Source organism: Streptomyces sp. NPDC055955, assembly GCF_042270245.1.
Lineage (GTDB): Bacteria > Actinomycetota > Actinomycetes > Streptomycetales > Streptomycetaceae > Streptomyces.
This window is the reverse complement of record NZ_JBHJYS010000049.1, coordinates 1-20,989: the sequence shown is the minus strand read 5'-3', so window position 1 is coordinate 20,989 and position 20,989 is coordinate 1. Positions and strand designations below refer to the sequence as shown.

The window sequence follows — 20,989 nt, the reverse complement described above, 5'->3', positions numbered from 1 at the left end:
GACTCATGACGCGCGACGACATCACCCAGCGCAGCCTCCAACGCATCCGCGTCCAAAGCACCAGTCAACCGCAAAGCCATCGGCACGTTATACGTAGCGCTCGGCCCCTCAAGCTGGTTAAGGAACCACAAGCGGCGCTGCGCAAACGACAGCCCCACCACATCCGGCCGCTCCCTGCGGACCAGCGCCAGACGCACCTTTCCTGCGTTCTCACCCAGCCGTTCCGCCAGTTCGGCCACGGTGGGGGCCTCGAACAGGGCGCGGATCGGCAGCTCGACACCCATCGTGGATCGGATGCGGCTGATCAGACGGGTCGCCAGCAGGGAGTGACCGCCCAGGGCGAAGAAGCCGTCATCGATGCTGACCCGCTCTAGACCCAACACCTCACTGAACAGGGCACACAGGGCTTCCTCGCGCGGATTTCGCGGGTTCCGTCCTGTCGTGCTGCTCAGATCCGGGGCCGGCAGGGCCCTGCGGTCCAGTTTGCCGTTCGGGCTCAGCGGCAGCGCGTCAAGGACGACGAGCGCCACGGGCACCATGTACCCCGGCAAGGACCGGGCCATGCCCAGACGCAGTTCCTGGGCCTCCAGTTCCTGTCCCGGTGCAGCAACGGCATAGCCGACCAGACGCCGGTCCCCTGGTCGGTCCTCGCGTACTACGACGGCGGCTTGGCGTACTCCGGGCTGGGCGGCCAACGCAGCCTCGATCTCGCCCAGTTCGATGCGGAAGCCGCGGACCTTCACTTGGTCGTCCGCACGCCCCAGGTACTCCAAGCTGCCGTCGGCACGCCAGCGGGCCAGGTCCCCGGTGCGGTACATGCGCTCGCCCGGAGCGCCGAACGGGCAAGCCACGAAACGCTCCGCCGTGAGCCCCGCACGCCCCAAATACCCACGCGCCAGACCAACACCTGCCACATACAACTCACCACTCACGCCCACCGGCACCGGACGCAACCCCGCATCCAACACGAACATCTGGGTGTTCCACATGGGTCGGCCGATGGGCACAACGGCCTGCTGCGAGTAGCTCGGGCTCCACTGCTCTGAGGTGACCTGAACGGTCGTTTCGGTCGGCCCGTAGAGGTTGATGAGGGAGGCGCCCCAGGCCGTCGCCGCACGCCCGGCGAGCGTGGTGGGCAGTGCCTCTCCACCGCACAGGATCATGCGTAGGGTGCCGCCTTCCACGCCGACGTTGTCGGGTAGGGGCAGCTCGGAGAGCAGGGAGGGCACAAAGTTGGCCATGGTGACCCCGTCGGACGTCATCTGGGCGATGAGACGCAGCGGTTCACGTGACGTGTCGGAGGTCGTCAGGGATATGGCGCCACCGTAGAGAAGGGGCAGCCAGATCTCGTAGCCCGCGGCGTCGAAGCTCAGCGACGTCCGCGCGAGCATGACGTCGTCGCTCGACGTACTGGTCTCGTGCTGGAGCCAGACCATCTGATGGCTGAGCGCGCCCTGGGTGACGACGACGCCCTTGGGCCGTCCCGTCGAGCCGGAGGTGTAGATGACGTAGGCGGGGTGCTGGGCGTGGAGGGGGGTGGGTCGGTGTTCGTCGGTGGGGTTGTGGGTGGTGTGGGCGGCCAGCTGGTCCTGAACGTCGGCGTGGTCTAGGAGGAGGTGGGGAGTGTCGGTGGGCAGGCTCTGGCGGGCTTGGGTGGTGGTGAGGGTGAGGGTGGGGTGGGCGTCGGTGAGCATGTAGGTGATGCGCTCGGCCGGGTATTCCAGGTCGATCGGCACGTAGGCGGCGCCGGTCTTGATGACGGCGATGATCGCGGTGATCAGTTCGTGGGAGCGGGGCAGGGCGAGTGCGACGAACTGCTCTGGACCCGCGCCCTGAGCCAGCAGCAGGTGGGCGAGCTGGTTGGCTCGTTCGTTGAGCTCGCGGTAGGTGAGGGTGGTGCCCTCGAAGACGACCGCGGGCGCGTCCGGGGTCCGCGCCACCTGTGCCTCGAACAGGTCGCCCAACAGCACCTGAGGCGAAGGGCGTTCGGTGTCGTTGAAATCGACGAGGACCTGTCGCTCATCCAGTTCGCTGAGTAGTCGCAGTTCGCTGACCGGTCGGTCGTGACCGGCGGCTGCGGCTTCCATGAGCCGGATCAGGCGGTCCAAGTGCAGGGACGCGTGGTGCGGCTCGTAGAGGTCCGCGTTGCAGTCGAGGACGAACTGCATGCCACGGCCGTCCTGACGGTCGTAGATCGACAGCGTGAGGTCTTGCACGGGGCCGATCGCGAGGTTGTGCGCCGTGGCGGCCCAGCCGTCCAGCTCCATCTTGTAGTCGAAGGACATGACGTTGACGCTGGGGCCGACGACGCCCGGGCCGTCGGGGGCGATACCCAGGTCCCGGTGGATGGCCTCCAGGGCGTAGCGCTGGTGCCGCAGCGACTCCCGCATGCGGCGCGAGGTCGTGCGCACCAGGTCCGCCATGGTGTCGGCGGGGTCGATGCTCAGCCGGACGGGCAGGATGTTCGAGGTCATTCCTGGGACGCTGCGAGACTCCTTGCCGACTCGCGCGGTGGCGGGCAGCCCGAACACGATGTCCTCGGCGCCGGTGGACTTGTGTATGTACAGCGCCATCACGGCGCCCATGACGGCCGGGAAAGCACGACCGAGGTTCTTCCGGACGCGGGCGCGGAGACCGTCGTCGACGTCCGCGGAGACGCGGATGGTCCCTCCAGTGCCGCCCGTCGTCCCAGTGGACAGGGTGCTCGGGGCGGTACAACCGCTCAGCGTCTCGCGCCAGTACTCTCCGTCACGCTGAAAGGTGTCCGACGTGCGGTACCAGGCGTCCTCGTCGAGCAGCTGACGCAGTGATCCGAAGGGGCAGGGCTGCTCTTCCTCCTTGCCCATCTTGGAGTTGTACAGGTGGCCCACCCTGGCGGCGAACAGTGAGGCGCCGTAGCCGTCCATCGCGATGTGATGGACCTTCTGGTACCAGAAGTACCGTTTCTCGCCGATCTTGATTAGGACGACCTTGGCGAGGGGACCGGTCGCCAGGTCCACAGTCTCGTCGAGGTCCGCTGCCATGAAGGCACACGCGGTTTCCTCAGGTGACTCGTCTCCGGAGACGTCGAGGTGCCCCACGACGGCTTCAGAGTCGCCAAGGATCTGGCGGGGCTCGCCGTCCCGCTCCACAACCCTGATGCCGGCGGACTCCGTTTCGCCGTACGCCTGGTGCCATGCCTCCTCGAAGACAGCGGCGTCAACCGGGCCGGCGATGTCGAAGTACTCGGCGATCCAGTAGCCGCGGCCGCCTGCCTGGTCGGCGTACCAGAGTCCGAGCTGAGAAGACATCAGAGGAAGGTGGCTGGCACCGAAATCAGCAGTCATGAGCAGTCCCGTTTGATGGATTCCCGGCCCGAGTGAGGCACTCCGGCGTCAGGGAAGCGAGGCGGTGGCGAGCGGCGTTGCGGGGGTCGGTCCGCGTCAGGCAGTGGCCTGCCGGAGGCTCTCCGGCCGCATATCAGCCCAGTGCTCGTCCACGTAGGCGACGCAGGCCTCCTTGCTGTCCTCGCCGAATACGGATGTCCAGCCGGCCGGCACGTCTATGCGGACGGGCCAGATCGAATGCTGGGCCTCGTCGTTGACCAGGACGATGAAGCGGCCCTCGGTGTCGTCGAACGGGTTCGTCATTGCTGATTCCTCACCTTGTGTCGTGCCTGGCCATGTGGCCAGCGGGGTTGCAGGGGCGTGCGCGTGCGTCGACGGGCCACGGCGGGGGCCCGTGCCCTCGTTCAGTGCGCCAGGACCTCGAGCGCTCCGGCGGCGGCGCGCGTCACGTTCGCCAAGAACGCGTAGTCGAGGGTCTCGGGGGTGTCCGTGTCCTTGTGGTAGTGCGGATTGCGCAGGTTCGCTGTGTCAGTGACCAGCAGGCCGCGCCGCCCGGACTTCCAGTAGGGCAGGTGGTCGCTGCGCGCGGCGTCCTTGATCAGGCCGCCGATGCGACGCACGGCGTAGACCTTGAGGTCGCCGGCGTAGCGGGCGGCGCCCGTTTCGAAGGCCTTGGCCCACCGCGTGGAGCGCCGGTCGGCGATCACCGCGATGAAGTCTCCGGTCCGCGGCGGCCAGAAGACGCCCGGGACCCGGAAAGGGGTCTTCTGAGAGTCGGGGCGCGGGTCGCTGTATCCGATCATCTCCAGCATGATCAGGCCGTCGACCTTCTCATCTCCGAGGTTGGCGACGTGGCTGGTGCTGCCGGGGAGTCCGACGACCTCCTCTTCGCCGAAGAAGCAGAATCGGATGCCGCGCTTCATCCGGGGCACGCCCTTGAGGCATCGCGCGACCTCCAGGAGCCCAGCGACGCCGCTCGCGTTGTCGTCTGCCCCGGGGCTCTCCTTGACGGTGTCCCAGTGCGCGCCGATCTCGATCAGCGGCTGCTCGGGCTGGGAGCCTTTGAGGAGAGCGGAGACGTTTACTTGATGGGCCTGGGCACCGAACTTCTCCAGGGTGACCTCGTAGCCGAGGCTTTCGAGCCGTTCCTGCAGGAAGTCCAGGGTGGCCGCGACTGCCTCGGGGCGGTCTTCGGAGCGCGGTCCGAAACCGGCTATCGATTCGACCAAGGATCGGACGGTGTCCGGGGTGACGGTGTCGAGGATCCCGGCGAAAGTCTCGTCGCGATCGTTTCTACTGTTCAGACGAAGCATGCGGTTCCTGCGCTCTCGAGTTTGTCTAGGGCTGCCGTCCGGCGAAGAAGTCGGTCAGCGCAGCGTTCACCGAGGCGGGGCGCTCCAGGTATCCGTAGTGCCCACACCGTTCGATCTCGACGTACTGGCAGCCCTGGATGGCGTCGGCCACCTCCCGTCCCAGATGGGGTGGTGTGATGATGTCGTCGCCGAAGGCCAGTACGGCGCAGGGCACTTCGATGGCCGCGTAGTCCTTCAGCCGGTTGGGGACGAGCGTGCTCTCCAGCTGGTACCGGTAGCCCTCGCTCGTGTCGGCCGGCCCTTCCAGCAGGGCGATCCAGTCCTGCGCCTGGAAGTCGTCCTTCAGAGTTGATTGGGAGAGGTTCTGGGTGGCTAGCAGAATTCCTCGGTGGGCGGCCGACGTCGTGGACCCGGTCTGGGTCTGCTCGATCTCGGCCGTGACGATGGCACGGCGCATCGCGTCGGTGCGTCCGCGAGTGGCCATGAAGACGGCCTGGCGGAGCAGGCGCGGATGGCGTAGGGCCAGCTCCTGCGCGACGATGGCTCCCAGGGACACCCCGACGACCCGGCACGGGGCAAGTCCGAGTGCCTCGATGAGGTGGGCGGTGTCCTCGACCATGTCGTCCAGGCCGAAGGGCTGGGAGGGCCCGGGCACGCTGCCCCGGTTTTCGAAGGTCACGACTTGGTGGCCGGCGCGCACCAGTGCCGGCACCTGGTAGGCGTCCCAGGTTCGGGAACTCCCGCCGCTCCCCATGATCAGCAGAACGGGCTCGCCCGCGCCCTGCCGGGTGTAGGTAATGTCGTGGTCTCCTCTGCGCACGCTATGCATGGCGGCTCCCGACCCGGCCGAAGTGGGCGGTGGCGAGTGGGAGTTGTCTCAGGGTCTCGAGAACGTGCCCGATCACCTCGGCGGGCTGCTCGTGAAGGTAGAAGTGTCCTCCGGGCAGCATCCGCTGTGTGAACTGCAGCGTGGTGCGGCTGCTCCAGAGAGCCAGTTCGTCCTCCGGGACATCGTGGTCATCCTTGCCTCCGAGGGCCAGCAGGGGCACTGGGAGGCGCCGGTAGCCGCGCCGGTAGCCGCGCAGCATCTTGATGTCGTTGCGCATGGTCTCGAGGAAGAACTGGCGCATGCTGGGCTCGCTGAAGAGCTCGGCGTCGGTTCCTCCCAGGGAGAGGACGTCCTTAAGGAGCTCTTCGTCGCTCGATCCGGGCAGCCAGCGGCTGGTGTCGTCGCCGCCACGGTACGCCGAGACGACGAGGAGTTCGGGCGGGCGGTGCCCGTGCCGCAGTAGGAACGCGGTGAGCTCCGCCGCCAGTGCGGCGCCCATACTGTGTCCGAACAGGACGTAGGGCAGGTCGTCGGCCTGGGCGATGGCCGGGCCCAGGTGTTCGCCCACCAGAGTGTGCAGGTCATCGATCAGGGCGGTGCCCGCCAGCGCATCCCGGCCGGGTAGTTGCACCGGTTGGACGTCGACATCGGGAGAGCCGAGGTCGGTCCACGCGCGGTAGGCACCGGCTCCGGCACCGGCGTGCGGGAGGCAGAACAGACGCATGCGGGCGCGGTCGTCGCGGCGCTGCCAGGAGGGGAGGTAGGTCGTGTCCATGGGAGCCTACGTGTATGCGCGCATGGTGGCAGCGAGGGTCTGCTTGGTGGTGGATCCGCTGGCGTCCAGGGCGTGGACGACCCGTGACCGTACCTCGGGCGTCTTTTCCTGACTGAGTTTGAACATGCCCTGGACGGAGTCGGCCTTGAGCCGGAACGCGCCTACGCCCGGGAGTAGTTCATCGAAGTAGTCCAGGGAGTGCGCCATGTCCCAGTCGGAACCGAAGTCGCTCTCGTAGGCGGCTACCGTGGCCTTGATGATGTCCAGGGTGCCGGCCGGGTCGTCGATGACCTCGAGGCTTCCCTGCGCGTGGACGGACACGAAGTTCCAGGTGGGAGCCGCGGGGGACACCTCGTACACGCTGGGTGTGATGTAGCTGTGAGGTCCCTGGAAGATCAGGAGCGCCCGCTGACCCGACGCCAGGTGGTTCCAGTGCGGGTTCTGCCGGTTGAGGTGTCCCAGGAAGGTGACGCCTTCCAGACCGGTCTCGCCCGTGCCCGCGTCCAGGGTGGACGTATCGAGGATTACCGGCAGGTGGGTGGCGTACGGACTTCCGTCCCCGCTACTGACGAGGACAGCCAGCGGGTTGCTCCGTACGGCGTCGATCGCCCAGGAAGGATCTTGGGGGCGGTATCCCTTGGGAACGTACACGGTGATTCTCCTTGAGCTGGGGCGGCGAACGCGCGCTAGGCGGTGGGGACGGGACGCTGGAGGATCGAGTCGACGATCTCGCCGGACCGCACCGCGATGTTCGACAGCAGGGACGACGTGATGCCGTGCGACAGCTCCACTCCACCCTGGACGTAGATGCCCGGCGTCAGGTCTTCGCTTGTCACGACGCGGTAGTTGCGCCCGACTCGGAGGCGACCGTCGCTTTCACGCTTGCACGAGTCGAGGACACCGCCCAGGAGGCCCGCACAGTCCATAGGGTGATAGCCGGTCGCGAACACGACGTAGTCCACGTCGAGTTCCCTTGACGTGTCGTCCAGCATGAGCTGCACGCGAAGGTTCACGTTGTCGGGGTTCGTGGCTACCTCGTCGACACGTGACATGTTCAGCAGGTGCAGCCGCCTGTGGCCCTTCACTCCTTCCAGGTATGAACGCCGGTAGAGCTCCGAGATGAGGTCGTTGTCGACGACGGAGTAGTTGGTGTTCGCGTGGTAGGCGTAGAACTTCTGCTTGACGTCCGCGGAGGTGCCGAAGAACTCGTTGACGGTCGCTGGGTCGAAGACCCGGTTCGCGAAGGATGAGTCGTCCGCGGGGCTGTAGCCGTAGCGCGGGATGACGGAGAAGACCTCCGCCTCGGGGAAGACGTCGTGCAGGTGTGCGGTCGCTTCGGCTCCGCTCTGCCCGGCACCGACAACGGCGAACCGGCGAGGGGCGCCGTGACGCACCTCCTCGAGGCGGTCCAGCAGTTCCGAGCTGTGCCACACCCGCTCGGAGCGCGTGACGCCCTCGGGCAACTTGGGGATGAGGCCGCTAGCGATGACGAGGTTGCGGGTGCGGTACACGGTCACGGTCCGCGGGTCGTCGACCTCCCGCACGGAGACGGCGAGCGTCTCGCCCTGGTCGGGGTCGAACTCCACGCCGACGACCTCGGTGCCGTAAGTGACGTCCGACGCGACGCGCGCAGCGGCCCACTCCAGGTAGTCGTGGAACTCCAGGCGTGAGGGGTAGAAGTCCTTGTGGTTGATGAAGTCGGCCATGCGCCCCTTCTCGTGGAGGTACGAGAGGAAGCTGAACCCGCTGACGGGGTTGCGCATGGTGACCAGGTCCTTGAGGAAGCTCACCTGCATGGTGGCGCCCTCAATCAGCATGCCTCGGTGCCAGCCGAAGCTCGGCTTGCGTTCGATGAAGCGCGCCTTGACGCCGAGGCCCTCTGCTTGGTTGCGCTCGTCGATGGCGATGGCCAGGCCGAGGTTGGAGGGACCAAACCCCACCCCCAACACGTCAAGGACCGGCTCAAGTGCGGCGGCTGTCGGAGCTGTCATTGTCCCATTTCCCTTGCGTATGTCTGTCGCGCCCGAAGGCTGTTGCGTATGTGGGCCGGTGAAGCGGTGGGCGCCGCAGCGGCCGGCCTCCTCACGCCGGTGGGGCGGAGACGGTGAGTTGCGGCATGGCCTCCGACGCGATGCGTTCGAAGACCTGCTGGTCGGCCGCAAAGACGGAGTCTTCGAGGGGCCAATGGATGACGATCTCGGTGAATCCCAGTTCGGCGTAGCGTCCGGCGAAGTCGACGAACGCGTCCACGGACTGCAGCGGGTCGCCGCCGGTAAAGCCCGTCAGGAGGATCCGGTCAATGTCCTGCGGCGCCCGTCCCTGCCCGGCACATGCTTTTTCGAGGCGGCCGACCTGTTCGACGACCGTGGCGTGGAACCGGGCCTCATCGTCGGACAGCCCTGGATGTCCCAGGGTCACCCATGCCTGCCCGTATCGTGCTGCCAGCTCCATGCCGCGTGGTCCGGTGGCGGCGACAGCGAATGGCAGGCGCGGACGTTGCAGGCATCCGGGAATGCCGTGCGCCTCTTCCGCGCGGTAGAAGGCTCCCTCGTAGGAGACGGCGGGTTCCCGTAGCAGCTGGTCGAGCAACGTGAGGAATTCCTCGAAACGGGTGGCCCGTTCGCGCGGCGACCATGCGGGTTGCCCTAGGGCGGTGGCGTCGAAGCCATGGGCACCGGCGCCCACTCCCAGGGTGATCCGTCCTTCCGAGAGGTCGTCCAGTGTCATGAGTTCCTTGGCGAACGGGACCGGGTGACGGAAGTTGGGACTGGCGACGAGTGTGCCCAGGCGGATGTGCCGGGTCACCGCCGCGGCGGCCGCCAGGGTGGGAACCGTGCCGAACCAGGGACCGTCGCGCAAGCTGCGCCAGGACAGGTGGTCATAGGTGTACGCGGTGTGGAAACCGAGTTCCTCGGCCTGTCGCCACCGGCTGCCGCCCTCGGTCCAGCGCTGGGTGGGCAGGATGACGGTGCTCAGCCGCATGGCAGTTCTTCCTGTCAACGAACCTTCCCCCCTGTCATCGGGCGCCCAGTGGGACGCGTGTGGCTTTGCCGGGTGCTGGTCGAGCGTCGTCTCGGCCACCGGCACTTCGTGGGCTGTGGAGCGGGCAGGTGGGCATCAACCGCCGGCGAGGGGCGCGGCCTTGCCCAGGGAGGACTTCTCCCACTCCTCGCGGTCGCGCAGGTACAGCGGGTGCTGGGCGACGATGGACTGGGTGTCGGCGTGCCCGGGATGCAGCCGCCAGCGGACGGTGCCGGTGACCTTCGTGGCGCAGACGTCGATGAACGACTGGGTGGCCTCGCGCAGGTGGCCGTACCACCGGCCTTCCAGGGCCTCGCGCACCCACACCTGCTCGAGGTGCATCTTCTCCCTGATGGTCTCCGCGTCGAGGGTCGCAGTCTCCAGGTGCCGGTAGGAGTGGAGCAGGAGCCAGGCGGCCGGCATCTCGCGCAGCTCCAGTACCTTCTGTCCGCCTGGGAGGTGCTCAAGGCCGCTGTAGCGGCCGATGCCGTAGGCGCCCACCTGCTGGTTGAGACGCTCGATGAGGGCACGCAGACCCAGCGGGCGCCCGTCCAGGGAGGTGGGCACGCCTGCCTCGAAGCCGACCTCGACGCTTGTCGGCGTCGCCTCGTTGGTGCGGATGCTCCACTCGTAGAGGTGTTCCGGAACGACGTGGTCCTCGGGGTCGTCCAGGACTCCCGACTCGAACTCGCGGCACCACAGGTTGGAGTCGACGCTGACGATCCGCTTGCCCATGCGCGCGAGGCCGACGTCTTCAAGCTCGCGGGCCTTTTGGTCGCGGTCGACGGGGTCGAGGTCGTAGGGGCTGCCGAAGGCTCCCTCGTAACCGAGCAGGCTCAGCGCGCCGTTGAGCCTACGCAGGGTGTTCTGCGAGCGGTTCGCGGTGTGCAGGACCGCCGAGGCTTCGAGGTCCCGGGCGATGCCGACGGCGACCTCGGCGATCAGGGGGCGGCTGAGCGAGGAGCTGATGGGGTGCGTGTCGAGGTAGACCGCCTGGGCGCTGATTGCCGGGCGTACGAAGTCGTCGACGAAACGCTGTCGGCCGTCCACGATGTGAAGGTGGACGCCGAGGTGCTCCGCGGCCTGCTGCTGGTCCTCGGCTGTCTCTCCGTCACCGAGGTCCACGCTCACCGCGTGGACCTCACGAAAACCGGCCTGGACCAGGCGGAGTAGAAGGTAACTGCTGTCCAGGCCGCCGCTGAACAGAGTGACTACGGGGCGCTTGGGGTCCAGGCGTTCCGGCGAGAGGTCTGCAAAGGAGCGCAGCAGCCGTGGAGTGCCCAGGCGTGCGGGGTGGTGTGCGGTGGAAGGGGTCATGCCCGGCGCTCCTGGTTGATCGTGTGGCGCAGCTGCGCGGTGAACGCGGCGAGCGTGGGTTCGTGCAAGAGGGTCGACATGGGGATCTCGCGCTGCAGGAGGTCCCTGACCGCTTCGATGACCTGGACGACCTTGAAGGAGTCGCCTCCGATGTCGAAGAAGTCCTCATCGAGGTCGACGGTGGAGGTCCCCAGGACCGAGCACCAGATGTCGGCGACGGCGGTCTCCAGGTCGGCGTCGTCTGTGACCGCGGGCGCCGGGGCGGAGGGCTGATCGGTCTGGAGCTTGTCGGCCCACTCGCCCAGTGCGGTCTGGTCCAACTTTCCGTTGGCGGTCAGCGGGAAGTGGTCCACGGTCCAGAGCGCGGAAGGCACCATGTAGTAGGGAAGTTGGGCGCGCAGCCAATCGCGCAGCGCTGCCTTGGTGGTCTGCTCGTCAGCGTCCGGCTCCTTGACCACGAAGGCCACCAGTCGCTTGGCGCTGCCTTCTCCCTGCGTGACGACGGCGGCTTGCTGCACGCCGGGGCACTGCACTGCTACCGCTTCGATCCCGCCCGGTTCGATACGGATGCCGCGGATCTTGACCTGTCGGTCGACGCGTCCCAGGTATTCCAGTACGCCATGGGGCTGTTCGCGCACCAGGTCCCCGGAGCGGTAGAGCCTCTCCCCCGGTTTCCCGTAGGGGTCCTGCACGAACCGTTCGGCCGTCAGCTCGGGCCGGTTCAGGTAGCCGAGAGCGAGGCCGGCTCCGCCGATGTAGAGCTCCCCGGGCTCACCGGCGTCCACCGCCTGGCCGTCCTCGTCGAGTATGCGCAGGAGGGTGTTGTCGATGGCGGGTCCGATGAGGACGGTGTCCAGCTCAGGATCCCGCGGGCATTCCCAGGCTGTGCAGTAGATCGTGCACTCGCTGGGCCCGTAGAGGTTGGTGAGGGTGGCGGCCGACCGGGCATACAGCCGCTTGACGAGGTCGGGGCTGAGCGGTTCGCCGCCCGTGAGGACCTGGCGGATCCCGTCGTAGCGTTCGGCCGGGTCTCGTGCCAGCAAGAACAGGTCGAGCAGCGAGACGACGCAGTAGAACGTGGTGATGCCGTGGACCTTGATCAGGTCGGCGAGGTAGTCCGCGTCGCGGTGCCGGCCGGGTTCCGCGATGACCACGCGGGCGCCCGCCACCAACGGCCAGTACACCTCGATGAGATACATGTCGAAGCTGCACACCGTGTGGTGGATGATGCTGTCCGCTTCGTCCATTCGGTGCGTGGACTGCAGTGCCTCGAGCCGTGAGATCAGTGCACGGTGACTGATCAGCGACGCCTTCGGTTTGCCCGTGGATCCCGAGGTGTAGATGATCACGGCCGGCTGCTCGGGATCACGGACCGTCGGCGTACTCAGGTCGGCCGGGTCGTGTCGTCGGCATGCCTCCGCGGTGAGCATGGGCACCGTGAGGTCGCTGCCCAGCCGCTCCGCCAGGACATCCGTCGTGATCAACAGGCGAGGCGTGCAGTCCTCGACCATCTGGAGGGTCCGTTGCACCGGGTCCCCGACATCGAAGGCAGCGGTCGCGCCGCCCGCGACGATGACGCCGAGCAGCGACACGACGAACTCGACCGAGCGCTCCTGGTAAACGACCACCCGCTCGCCCGGACGCAGGCCCTGCTCCAGGAGTGCTCCTGCGACCCGCAGGGCGCGTTCCTTCAGCTCTCCCATCGAGACGACGACGTCGCCGTCGACGAGTGCCGGAAGGGAAGGCGTACGGTCCCACCGCTCCAGCAGCATCGTGTCGAGGCATCGCGACCGGTCGGTCGGCATGGTCTCCATGGATTCCACCGCTACGTTCATCGGCGCCGCTCAAGGGTGTCGGAGGTCAACTGCGGGAGGTGATCGGTGATGCACTCCACGAGTGCGGCCGGGCTGTCGGTCAGCAGCATGTGACCGCCGTCGATCCTGCGGTCGAAGACCTGCTCGGCGTAGAGCGACCAGCCCTCCATCCGCTCCTCGGAGCACAGTTCGTCGTCGTGTCCGGCGATGGTGAGGAGGGGGCAGGTCAGCAGCGGCTGCGGCTCGGCGCGATGTCCCTCCACCGCCCGGAAGTCGGCGACGATGCCGGGCAAGACCATCTGCAGCATCTCCTCATTGGCCGCCACCGTGTCCGGGATCCCGCCGAGGCCCTGGACTATCTCGATGACCTCGGCTGTGGAGTCGGTGTCGCGCAGCAGCCGTGCCGTGGGGGCCGGGTCCTCGTTGAGCGCCCCCTGCGCGACCACCACGAGACCGGCCACCAGCGTGGGGTCATGACGTTGCAGTTCGCGCAGGGCTTCGAGGCCGATGACCGCGCCGGAGCAGACCCCGACAAGGATCAGCGGCGCCGAGCCGGGCAGGGCGCGTACGGTGCGCACGACATCGTCGACCAGCCCGTCCAGGCCGGTGACCTGTTCCCGGATGCGAGACTCGCGGCCGGGCAGCCGTGCGGTCGCCACCATCCAGTCGGTAGGCACGTGCCGTCGTAGGCCCGCCGAGCTCGACGTTCCAGCCCCCGCGTGCGGGATGAGCAGGACACGTACCGAGGCGTTCTCCGGTTCGGCGCAATGCAGCGCAAATGATCTCGAAGCCACGTTTCCGTCTCTTCTGGTTCTTGGGGTCGGTGGAACTGCGCACGTCAACGGACGGCTGCGCCGCTCGCTCGGTACGGGCCCAGGGCGGTCACGCGCCTCGTTCGCTGCCGGTGTTGGCGGCGTGTTGGCTCGCTGCTAGGGGCGCAGTACAGCCTTCATGACGGAGCCTTCGCCGAGGCGGCGCAGTGCCTCCTCGCACTCCACCATCGGGAACTCGGTCACCAGGTGCTGGAGGTCGAACCGTTCGGTGAGGGCTGGCAGGAGGTTCACGTAGGCGACCAGGTGCGCGCCGGTGAATCCCCAGGAGCCGAACAGGGACAGCTGGCGATAGACGAGCTGGTGCGGGTTGATCTCGACATTGCCGCGGTCCGTGTACTGGCCGACGACGAGGTAGTCCCCTCCGCGTCGCGCCATGGCAATTCCCTGGGGAACAGCGCTCGGAGCGCCCGCGCACTCGATGACCAGGTCCGCGCCACGGCCTCCGGTCAAGGCGTATACCTCGTCGACCACGGCCTTGGGGCCCTGTCCGCCGATGACGTCGATGTGGTGGTCACCGATGCCGAGCTGCGCGGCGACGGCAAGGCGGGTTTCGGGGCCGCCCACCACGATGACCTTTGCGGCGCCGGCGAGTTGGGCCATGGCGGCGGCGGCAAGTCCTACCGGACCGCTGCCTTGAACCACGACGGTCTCTCCGAGCCTCACGGGCCGGCGACCGTAGAGCGCGTGGACCATGGTGGGGCCGGCGCAGGCCAGGGACATTGCCGCCAGCGGGTCCACCCCTGCGGGGAGCTTGACGACGCTCGTGCCACGGCGCAGGGTCATGCGCTCAGACCACGAGCCGGAGGGTCCAGGCTCGTCGGACGCGGGGATGTTCACGCCGTAGGTGGTGCGGCGCTCGCACAGAGTGGGCTCTTCGTGGATGCGGCACGGGACACACGTGCCACAGGAGATCGACGAGGCCCACATGACGGTGTCACCGACGTGCAGGAGGTCGCCGTTGGAGTCGAGGAGCTCGCTGGATCCGATCTGCTCGACCCGCCCGAGGCCTTCGTGGCCGAGGACGACGGGCGTGGGTATGTTCAGCCGCCCGCTCCACAGGTGCGCGTCGGTGCCGCAGACGCCGCCGTACGCGACGTTGACCACGAGCTCGCCGGGTCCTGCCTCACCGACCTCATGTTCTTCGAGGTCGAGGGGACTGTTGAAGGCGCGCAGGACGACGGATCGAGAAGTCTTCGGGTGAGCGTTTGGCATTTCCATCCATTAATGGTGGTTGAGGCAGTCAAAGGTCACTGCGAGGATTCCGCCACCGTCGCCGGTCGGTCCGCGTTGCTGCCGTCGGCGGGTTCGGGCGCGGTCCTACGCAGGGCGACGAACGCGAGAGCCGCCACGCCGATGGCGAGAACGCCGGTGGCGGAGAACAGGAGGGTTCCCTGTGCGCCCAGGAGGAAGACGAGTGGACCTCCCAGCGCCGTGCTGATGGGTGACGCCATCAGCGTGACGGCACCGTACGCGGCGAGCGCTTGCGGCAACACCGTGGACGATGCGCTGCGTTGGAAGAGGGCCATCACCGCCGGCGTGTAGGGAGCCCAGATCACGCCGGCGACCGCGAAGGAGCATAGAGCGACGTACAACGGTACGTGGAGTCCGAGCGGAAGCATCGCGGTGCCGAAGCCCACGACGACGACCAGGATGAGCGGCCATCCCGACCAGCGCCGCAGGTAGCCGGTGAGGATCGCACCGACGAAGGCGCCGATCCCGAACGCGGAGTAGAAAAGCCCGAGTTGGTCGGCAGATCCGTGCAGGTCGTCCGACACGCGCACGGGCAGTGCCGCATATACGGGACCGAAGAAGAAGTAGAAGCAGAACGTCAAGCAGAGGATCCCCAGCAGGGCGGGATTGCCCCGAATGATCTTGAAGCCGTCGACCCGATCCCCCTTGACGGCCGCGGGACGCACGGCGCCGTCCGGACTATCGGCCCAGCGGTAGGTAGCGGCGAGCACCGCAAATGTCACCGCGTCGATGGCGACGATATAGACGGGCCCTATGGACCCCGCGAGCATGCCGGCGATCACTGGCCCGACGATGGTACCGAATTGACCGAGGGTCGCTATCAGCCCGTTCGCGGCCAAGTGCTGCTCTTCCGGCAGCACTTCGGAGATGATCGTGTACCGCCCGCCCGAACCCCATGCGTGGAGCAGCGAGGAAACGGCGAGGAGTGCCACGAAGAGTACGACGTTGAGCACCCCGAGCAGGTAGGCGATGGGGATCATGGCCAGACACGTGGCCCGGAGCGTCGCGTCCCAGCCCGACAGTTGCGCCCCCCGTTTCCCCTTGAGGAAACGACCGAAGACGAATCCGCCGATGGCACCCGGGAGACTATTGGCCGCGACGGCCAGGGCCGCCCACAGTCCTCGATTGTCCCCGGAAGCTAGCTGGAGGGCCAGGACGGGAGTGGCAACAAGAGCCATGCCATCACCCAGATAAGACAGCGCAAAGCCGGGGAGAATACGGCGCAAGCGCGAATGAGTGACGACCGGCCAATACGGCTGTTTCCTTAATAGCCGGAGGGGCTCATTTAGTCTGAACACCTCGTCATGCTGACACGAGTCGAAGGGGCCAGTCAACGAGAATTATGCGTGACATTAATCGGCAACCAACGCCCTTTGTCGCTAATCAAAGGATTCCGTCGCATGCAAGATCAAACCGGGACATGCCGCCCGGTCGGTTCCAGTTCTTTCAAGCGCCCACCTCAGCGCCCCCCTTGGGTTTTTACTACCCCATTGCACTCGGACCCGATTCACTATGACCTGGATCACAGCGATGATCGTCGGCGACTGCGTAAGATCACTCCACACGCCTCGGACCTGCGCTTCTCTCCTGCACTGACCAGCACCGGACGCACACGACCACGCCGAGAAGGCACCTCGCGCGAGCACCCTCCGCTCTCCACACGCGCTATTTCCGCTCCGCCCAATCAAAGACGCAGCCCCCTCAGAAAATCCTTGACAGTTAATCAATTCCCCTGATAGACGTCGTGAACTCGTGCATATGCTCACGACTCCCATCGAGGGGGTACAGCGCAGGTTGCATAGTCCTTTATGGCCACCACGGCCTATCTGTCACGGCGCCACATCGAAACCAGCGGCGAATCGCCACAAATCCATTTTGAGGCCGGATGACGAACGACATGAAGCCGCTACCCTTGGAAGGCCTCACATTTCGGGGCGATAGTCTTTGCGAGATTTTTTCCGTTCAGGCAGCAGCCCGGAACGAGGACATCGCGCTGATCGATCGCGGACGAAGAATTTCTTACCGCACACTGGATGCGGTCTCGAATGCCTGGGCCAATGAGCTACATATCCGGGGAGTATCGGCGGGCGACATCGTCCCCGTCATCATGCCGCGTTCAGCAGAGCTAGTCGCCGGCATCCTGGCCGTCCTCAAGGCTGGCGCCGCCTATTCACTCATTGCCCCTGAGTGGCCTCGCGCACGGCAAGAACAGCTCGTGGAGCGCCTGCGGTCGCCGCTGGTCCTCTCGACTGAATCGGTGCACTATCCCGTTCCCGTGTTCGTTCCGCCCACCCTGGAGCACGCGGACCGGCTCGACACCTTCGCCGGCACATCCTCCGTATCCGGTGAATCTCCTGCCGTCGTCTTCTTCACCTCCGGCAGCACCGGTGTACCCAAAGCCGTCGTGTCACCGCACAGGGCCACCATCAGTCTGTTCGAGGATCCGGTCTTCGGTGCCTTCGCACCCGGAAGCGTCATGCCGCAAGGCGCAGCCCTTCCCTGGGACGCGTTCAGCCTGGAGCTCTGGGGGATGCTGCTGTGCGGCGGAACCTCGGTTCTGGCCGATGGCGCATACCTGCTGCCCACATCGCTGCGTGCCATGGTCGCCGACCACGGGGTGAACGTCCTGTGGCTCACCGCCTCACTCTTCAACATGTTCGTCGAGGAGGATCCGGGCTGCTTCGACGGCATCGACCGGCTGTTCATCGGAGGTGAACGCCTCTCTCCGGGACATGTGCGTACGTTCCTCGAAGCCCATCCCGGGGTCACTCTTGTCAATGGCTACGGTCCCGTAGAGACAACGGTCTTTGCTGCCGTTCACGAGATCACGCTCGCCGACTGCGCGCGCGAGAGTGGCATCCCTATCGGCAAGGCCGTAGCCGGAAGGGAGCTGCACGTCCTCAAGAACGGTCAGGCGTGCGAGCTGGGGCAGCCCGGTGAACTCTTCGTCGCCGGCGACGGTTTGGCCCTCTCTTATCTCGGCCAGCCCAAGCTCACCGACGAGAAGTTCGTCCAGGTGGACGTGTCGGGGCACACGCGGCGGATGTACGCGACGGGCGACCTGGTCTCCGTGGACGCAGACGGGGCGTTTAGCTTCCACGGCCGCATCGGCCGCCAGGTGAAGCTGCGCGGGCACCGCATCGAGCTGGCGGAGATCGAGACGCTGGCGCGGCGCGTGCCGGGCGTCACCGACTGTGTAGCCGTCCCCCGTACCGACGCCAACGGCACCTGTCAGGCCATCGCACTCTTCTACACCGCAGACCCAGCGACGGGTCCAGGGCCCGACGAGCTGCGCCACCGCATCGCCGCTCACGCTCCTGGATACGTCGTACCGGACCACTTCGAACGCCTCAAGAAATTCCCTCTATCCGGCAACGGCAAGATCGACCATCAGCGGCTGGCCGCCTTGATCCCCGGAGCGAGCAGTGCCCCACGAGAACCCAGCGGGCATGCAACGGACCCTCTGGAAGCAGTAGTTGAGTCGGCGTTCGCCCAAGTCCTGCGCCGTGACGGTGTGCTGCCCCATGAATCCTTCTTCGCGCTCGGCGGCACGTCTCTGGACGCCGGCAGGCTGTGCACCAAGCTGGGCCTGATCCTCGAGACGCCCGTCCCGATCTCGCTGCTGATGGCCAACCCAACCCTCGACGGCTTCCTCCACGCGCTGCGCGACGTGCAGGTGATGGCAACGCCACTGGTGAGGCCGTCCGCTCCACAGGAGGGCCCTTCAGCGTCATCCGTGGAACTCGTCGGCATGCAAGCCGGATTCGTCATGGCTCACGAGTTCCATCCCGACGATCTGGCGCCGCTCTGTCCCTCTCTCTGGAAGATCGAGGGACCCCTCGACCTCGACGCCCTGGCCCGGGCCGTACTAGACGTGGGACAGCGCCACCAGGCCCTGACCGCCACGTACGAGGCCATCCCCAGGCCTCGCGCTCTCCTACATCCTGACGCCTTGCCACATTCCCTGCGGATCCTGGCTCCTGCCAAGAGCGAGGCGGACGCCACTCGGCTCATGCGAGAGCACCTCATCGTCCCCCTTCAGATCGAGAAGGGGGAAGTGTGGAAGTGCGCCGCCATCCCCTTCGGCTCCACCTGGCTCCTCGGCTACTGCGTCCATCACGTGGCATTCGACGCATGGTCAGAGAAGATCATCCTCGGAGAACTCTCCCAGGCCTATGCGGCGCACCAGCGTGGAGACCAGCCTGAGTTCGGTGAAGCCCCCGCCACGCTCCAGGAGACCACCGCCGAACGAGCCCGACAGCTCACATCAAGCCAACGGACTCGCCAACTCGACTTCTGGCGGGAAACGCTGGCCGACCTGCCACCACTCGACTTCGGCCCAGCGCCAAGGTCACCGAACGGCACACGCGGCAACATCGACAGCTCCTTCACGCTCCCGGCCTCGGAGGTCGCCGAGCTGGAGAAGACAGTGGCCGATGCAGGCACCACGATATTCACCCTGCTGCTGGCCCACTATGCCACCGCGCTCCACCAGATCCTCGGTCAAGACGATTTCGGTGTCGGTGTTCCCGTGGCCAAACGCGACTTCCCCTCCGCGGAGGACGCCGTAGGCTGCATGATCAACACGCTCTGCATCCCGTTCCGCGGCATCGGCCGAACCTCTTCGTCCGTGCTTGATGACACGCACGACGTCGTCATGAAGGCGTTCGCCGCCCAGGACGTCCCGTTCCCCGAAGTGGCCGGCGCGGTCCGATCGCCACGCTCGGACCGCAATCCTCTATTCCAAACGATGTTCGCGTTCCAAAACGTCGACCAGCAGAACCTCGACCTCGTCGACTGCGACGTCACGACCCTCGACGTAGAGCACCCCCGCCCCATGCACGAACTCGTCGTAGAGGCCTGGCCACAGCCCGACGGCAGCATCAGGTTCACCTTCGGCTCCCGGCCGGAACGCATCAGCGCAAACACAGTCGAGGCCGTACGAACCGCTTACGAAAAGCTACTCACCAACGGGGCGGCCACCTCAGAGGCCACCGCCCAACGTCGCACAGCGCAGTAAGGAGTTCGGTCATGGGGGTCTCGTTCTGGGAAGATCCTTATCCGGTTTACAAGAGATTCCAAGAGCGCTCCGCCGTCTTCTGGGACGACGCCCTGGATGTCTGGGTGGTCACCGGCCGCAATGCGGTCAGCACCGTGCTGCGCTCCCCCGCAATGTCCTCCGACTGGCACCGGCTCAACATCGACGAGTCGGCCTCCCAGGAGTTTCCCGAACTGGAGCGGATGCTGCACGGCTGGTTCATGCTCATGGATCCGCCAGCCCACACCCTCCTTCGCCGTACCATGCAGTCCTGGTTCAGCCGAAGCCGCGCGGAAAGCCTCACCGAGGACTTCCAATCGGTTGTAAGCGCACACCTGGACAAGGTCCGAACCCTCCCCACGGTCGACCTCGCCAAGGACTTCGCCGCGCCCGTCGCCAGCGGAATTCTCGCCCGCGTCCTCGATGTTCCCGTCGAAGTGACCGTGGAGGCCGCTGAACACGTGGCCGCAATCGCCAGTTTCCTCGCCCAGCCTCACAAGAGGGAGTTCGCAGCGAAGGCCGCCGACTCGGTCGACCAGCTCAACGCCCTCTACCGAAGGCTCGCCCCGAGCCTCTCCGACAACAGCGCCCTGTTCCCCCTCGTCAATGACAACGCACTGCCGCCAGACACCTACCTGCACACCGCTCACCTTCTGTCCTTCGCGGGACAGGAGACGACTGCAGGGCTCATCGGCACCGGACTCCTGCATCTACTGCGCCGCCCCAACCTCTACAAGGAAGTTGCCGCGGGACATCCCGACCTTGCTGCAGTCATCGAAGAGCTGGTGCGCTTCGACACTCCCGTTCCGCAAGTCCCACGGGTAGCGCTGTCTGATGTGACCGTCGACGGACACACCATCCGCGCGGGCGACCGCGTCCTGGTGCTACTCGCCGCCGCCAACCGGGACTGGCAGAACTCGGAAGACGCCGACGTACTCGACTTCGCGCGGGAACAGAAGAACATCGCGTTCGGCGTCGGAATTCACTACTGCCTCGGCGCTCCGATCGCCCGCAAGGGCGCGCTCATCGCGATACGTGATTGGACGACGACCTTCCCAGAGATGCTCCTGTCACCGGAAACCGTTCAGTGGTCAGTCGGGACCGGCTACCGGGGGCTCGAATCCGCCTTGGTCCAGCTGCCCTGAACTCACGTCAGTCACCCTCACGGAGCCACAGCACACGTTTCGCATGCAGGCCCTCATAGGCGGGCCCTCCCCTAAGCAGGCCCTTTAGTGCCTCAGGCCCCACCGCCGTGCACATCCAAGCCCAGCGACGCCGCTTCCACAGACTCTTCAGAAAGATGAAGCAATCATGATTCCTCTGTCGTTTGCGCAGCGTCGTCTGTGGTTCCTTAACCACCTCGAAGGCCCGAGTGCCACGTATAACGTGCCGATGGCTTTGCGGTTGACTGGTGCTTTGGACGCGGATGCGTTGGAGGCTGCGCTGGGTGATGTCGTCGCGCGTCATGAGTC

16 protein-coding genes are annotated in these 20,989 nt (G+C 66.4%); 3 read left to right on the top strand and 13 right to left on the bottom strand.

Translation table 11 applies throughout. The features are described 5' to 3' along the window. From ACFC96_RS45850 to ACFC96_RS45790, 13 genes are all read right to left on the bottom strand, one after another. Window positions 1-3,290, bottom strand: a 3,290-nt coding sequence (locus ACFC96_RS45850; RefSeq protein ID WP_376618661.1) for an amino acid adenylation domain-containing protein, incomplete at its 3' end; no start/stop codon positions are given. 132 nt (window positions 3,291-3,422) lie between these two features. Further along, window positions 3,423-3,629: an MbtH family protein gene (locus ACFC96_RS45845; RefSeq protein ID WP_340457992.1), complete on the bottom strand. Its 207-nt coding sequence runs from the start codon at window positions 3,627-3,629 to the stop codon at window positions 3,423-3,425. Between the two features lie 101 nt (window positions 3,630-3,730). Continuing rightward, complete coding sequence (locus ACFC96_RS45840; RefSeq protein WP_376618659.1) at window positions 3,731-4,555, bottom strand: M20/M25/M40 family metallo-hydrolase; 825 nt, start codon at window positions 4,553-4,555, stop codon at window positions 3,731-3,733. A 109-nt stretch (window positions 4,556-4,664) separates the two neighbouring features. After that, window positions 4,665-5,468, bottom strand: coding sequence for an alpha/beta fold hydrolase (locus ACFC96_RS45835; RefSeq protein ID WP_376618657.1), 804 nt, complete (start codon window positions 5,466-5,468; stop codon window positions 4,665-4,667). Then, window positions 5,461-6,243, bottom strand: coding sequence for a thioesterase II family protein (locus tag ACFC96_RS45830; protein ID WP_376618655.1), 783 nt, complete (start codon window positions 6,241-6,243; stop codon window positions 5,461-5,463). Before ACFC96_RS45830 ends, ACFC96_RS45835 begins: the two co-directional genes overlap by 8 nt. A 6-nt stretch (window positions 6,244-6,249) precedes the next feature. Beyond that, window positions 6,250-6,894 carry an FMN-binding negative transcriptional regulator gene (locus ACFC96_RS45825; RefSeq protein ID WP_376618653.1) on the bottom strand — a complete coding sequence of 215 codons (645 nt, stop codon included), beginning with the start codon at window positions 6,892-6,894 and terminating at the stop codon, window positions 6,250-6,252. Between the two features lie 35 nt (window positions 6,895-6,929). Next, complete coding sequence (locus ACFC96_RS45820; protein WP_340457997.1) at window positions 6,930-8,234, bottom strand: SidA/IucD/PvdA family monooxygenase; 1,305 nt, start codon at window positions 8,232-8,234, stop codon at window positions 6,930-6,932. Window positions 8,235-8,325: 91 nt separating this feature from the next. Continuing rightward, the gene (locus tag ACFC96_RS45815) at window positions 8,326-9,225 is read right to left on the bottom strand and encodes an LLM class flavin-dependent oxidoreductase (protein ID WP_376618651.1); all 900 of its coding nucleotides are present in this window, start codon (window positions 9,223-9,225) and stop codon (window positions 8,326-8,328) included. Between the two features lie 135 nt (window positions 9,226-9,360). Then, a complete protein-coding gene (locus ACFC96_RS45810) occupies window positions 9,361-10,581 on the bottom strand; it encodes an argininosuccinate synthase-related protein (protein ID WP_376618649.1) in 1,221 nt (406 codons plus the stop codon). Next, a complete protein-coding gene (locus ACFC96_RS45805; protein ID WP_340458000.1) occupies window positions 10,578-12,395 on the bottom strand; it encodes a non-ribosomal peptide synthetase in 1,818 nt (605 codons plus the stop codon). The genes ACFC96_RS45810 and ACFC96_RS45805 overlap by 4 nt, the downstream gene beginning before the upstream one ends. A gap of 17 nt (window positions 12,396-12,412) precedes the next feature. After that, on the bottom strand, window positions 12,413-13,189 hold the full coding sequence (locus ACFC96_RS45800) for a thioesterase II family protein (RefSeq protein WP_376618647.1): 777 nt from the start codon (window positions 13,187-13,189) through the stop codon (window positions 12,413-12,415). Between the two features lie 135 nt (window positions 13,190-13,324). After that, window positions 13,325-14,446, bottom strand: coding sequence for a zinc-binding dehydrogenase (locus ACFC96_RS45795; RefSeq protein WP_340458002.1), 1,122 nt, complete (start codon window positions 14,444-14,446; stop codon window positions 13,325-13,327). Window positions 14,447-14,475: 29 nt separating this feature from the next. Continuing rightward, a complete protein-coding gene (locus ACFC96_RS45790; RefSeq protein WP_376618645.1) occupies window positions 14,476-15,777 on the bottom strand; it encodes an MFS transporter in 1,302 nt (433 codons plus the stop codon). Window positions 15,778-16,364: 587 nt separating this feature from the next. Here ACFC96_RS45790 and ACFC96_RS45785 point away from each other — a divergent pair. The 3 genes from ACFC96_RS45785 to ACFC96_RS45775 form a co-directional block, all read left to right on the top strand. Next, a complete protein-coding gene (locus ACFC96_RS45785; RefSeq protein WP_376618644.1) occupies window positions 16,365-19,499 on the top strand; it encodes an amino acid adenylation domain-containing protein in 3,135 nt (1,044 codons plus the stop codon). 11 nt (window positions 19,500-19,510) lie between these two features. Beyond that, a complete protein-coding gene (locus ACFC96_RS45780) occupies window positions 19,511-20,662 on the top strand; it encodes a cytochrome P450 (protein WP_340458005.1) in 1,152 nt (383 codons plus the stop codon). A gap of 163 nt (window positions 20,663-20,825) precedes the next feature. Beyond that, window positions 20,826-20,989 (top strand): condensation domain-containing protein (locus ACFC96_RS45775; protein WP_376618663.1); only part of this gene is annotated, 164 nt, incomplete at its 3' end.

What these genes read in the sequence shown, in the direction of transcription:
- ACFC96_RS45845 (WP_340457992.1), bottom strand. Translation starts at nt 3,629, where the DNA reads ATGACGAACCCGTTCGACGACACCGAGGGCCGCTTCATCGTCCTGGTC.
- ACFC96_RS45835 (WP_376618657.1), bottom strand. Translation starts at nt 5,468, where the DNA reads ATGCATAGCGTGCGCAGAGGAGACCACGACATTACCTACACCCGGCAG.
- ACFC96_RS45830 (WP_376618655.1), bottom strand. Translation starts at nt 6,243, where the DNA reads ATGGACACGACCTACCTCCCCTCCTGGCAGCGCCGCGACGACCGCGCC.
- ACFC96_RS45820 (WP_340457997.1), bottom strand. Translation starts at nt 8,234, where the DNA reads ATGACAGCTCCGACAGCCGCCGCACTTGAGCCGGTCCTTGACGTGTTG.
- ACFC96_RS45815 (WP_376618651.1), bottom strand. Translation starts at nt 9,225, where the DNA reads ATGCGGCTGAGCACCGTCATCCTGCCCACCCAGCGCTGGACCGAGGGC.
- ACFC96_RS45810 (WP_376618649.1), bottom strand. Translation starts at nt 10,581, where the DNA reads ATGACCCCTTCCACCGCACACCACCCCGCACGCCTGGGCACTCCACGG.
- ACFC96_RS45805 (WP_340458000.1), bottom strand. Translation starts at nt 12,395, where the DNA reads ATGGAGACCATGCCGACCGACCGGTCGCGATGCCTCGACACGATGCTG.
- ACFC96_RS45795 (WP_340458002.1), bottom strand. Translation starts at nt 14,446, where the DNA reads ATGGAAATGCCAAACGCTCACCCGAAGACTTCTCGATCCGTCGTCCTG.
- ACFC96_RS45785 (WP_376618644.1), top strand. Translation starts at nt 16,365, where the DNA reads ATGACGAACGACATGAAGCCGCTACCCTTGGAAGGCCTCACATTTCGG.
- ACFC96_RS45780 (WP_340458005.1), top strand. Translation starts at nt 19,511, where the DNA reads ATGGGGGTCTCGTTCTGGGAAGATCCTTATCCGGTTTACAAGAGATTC.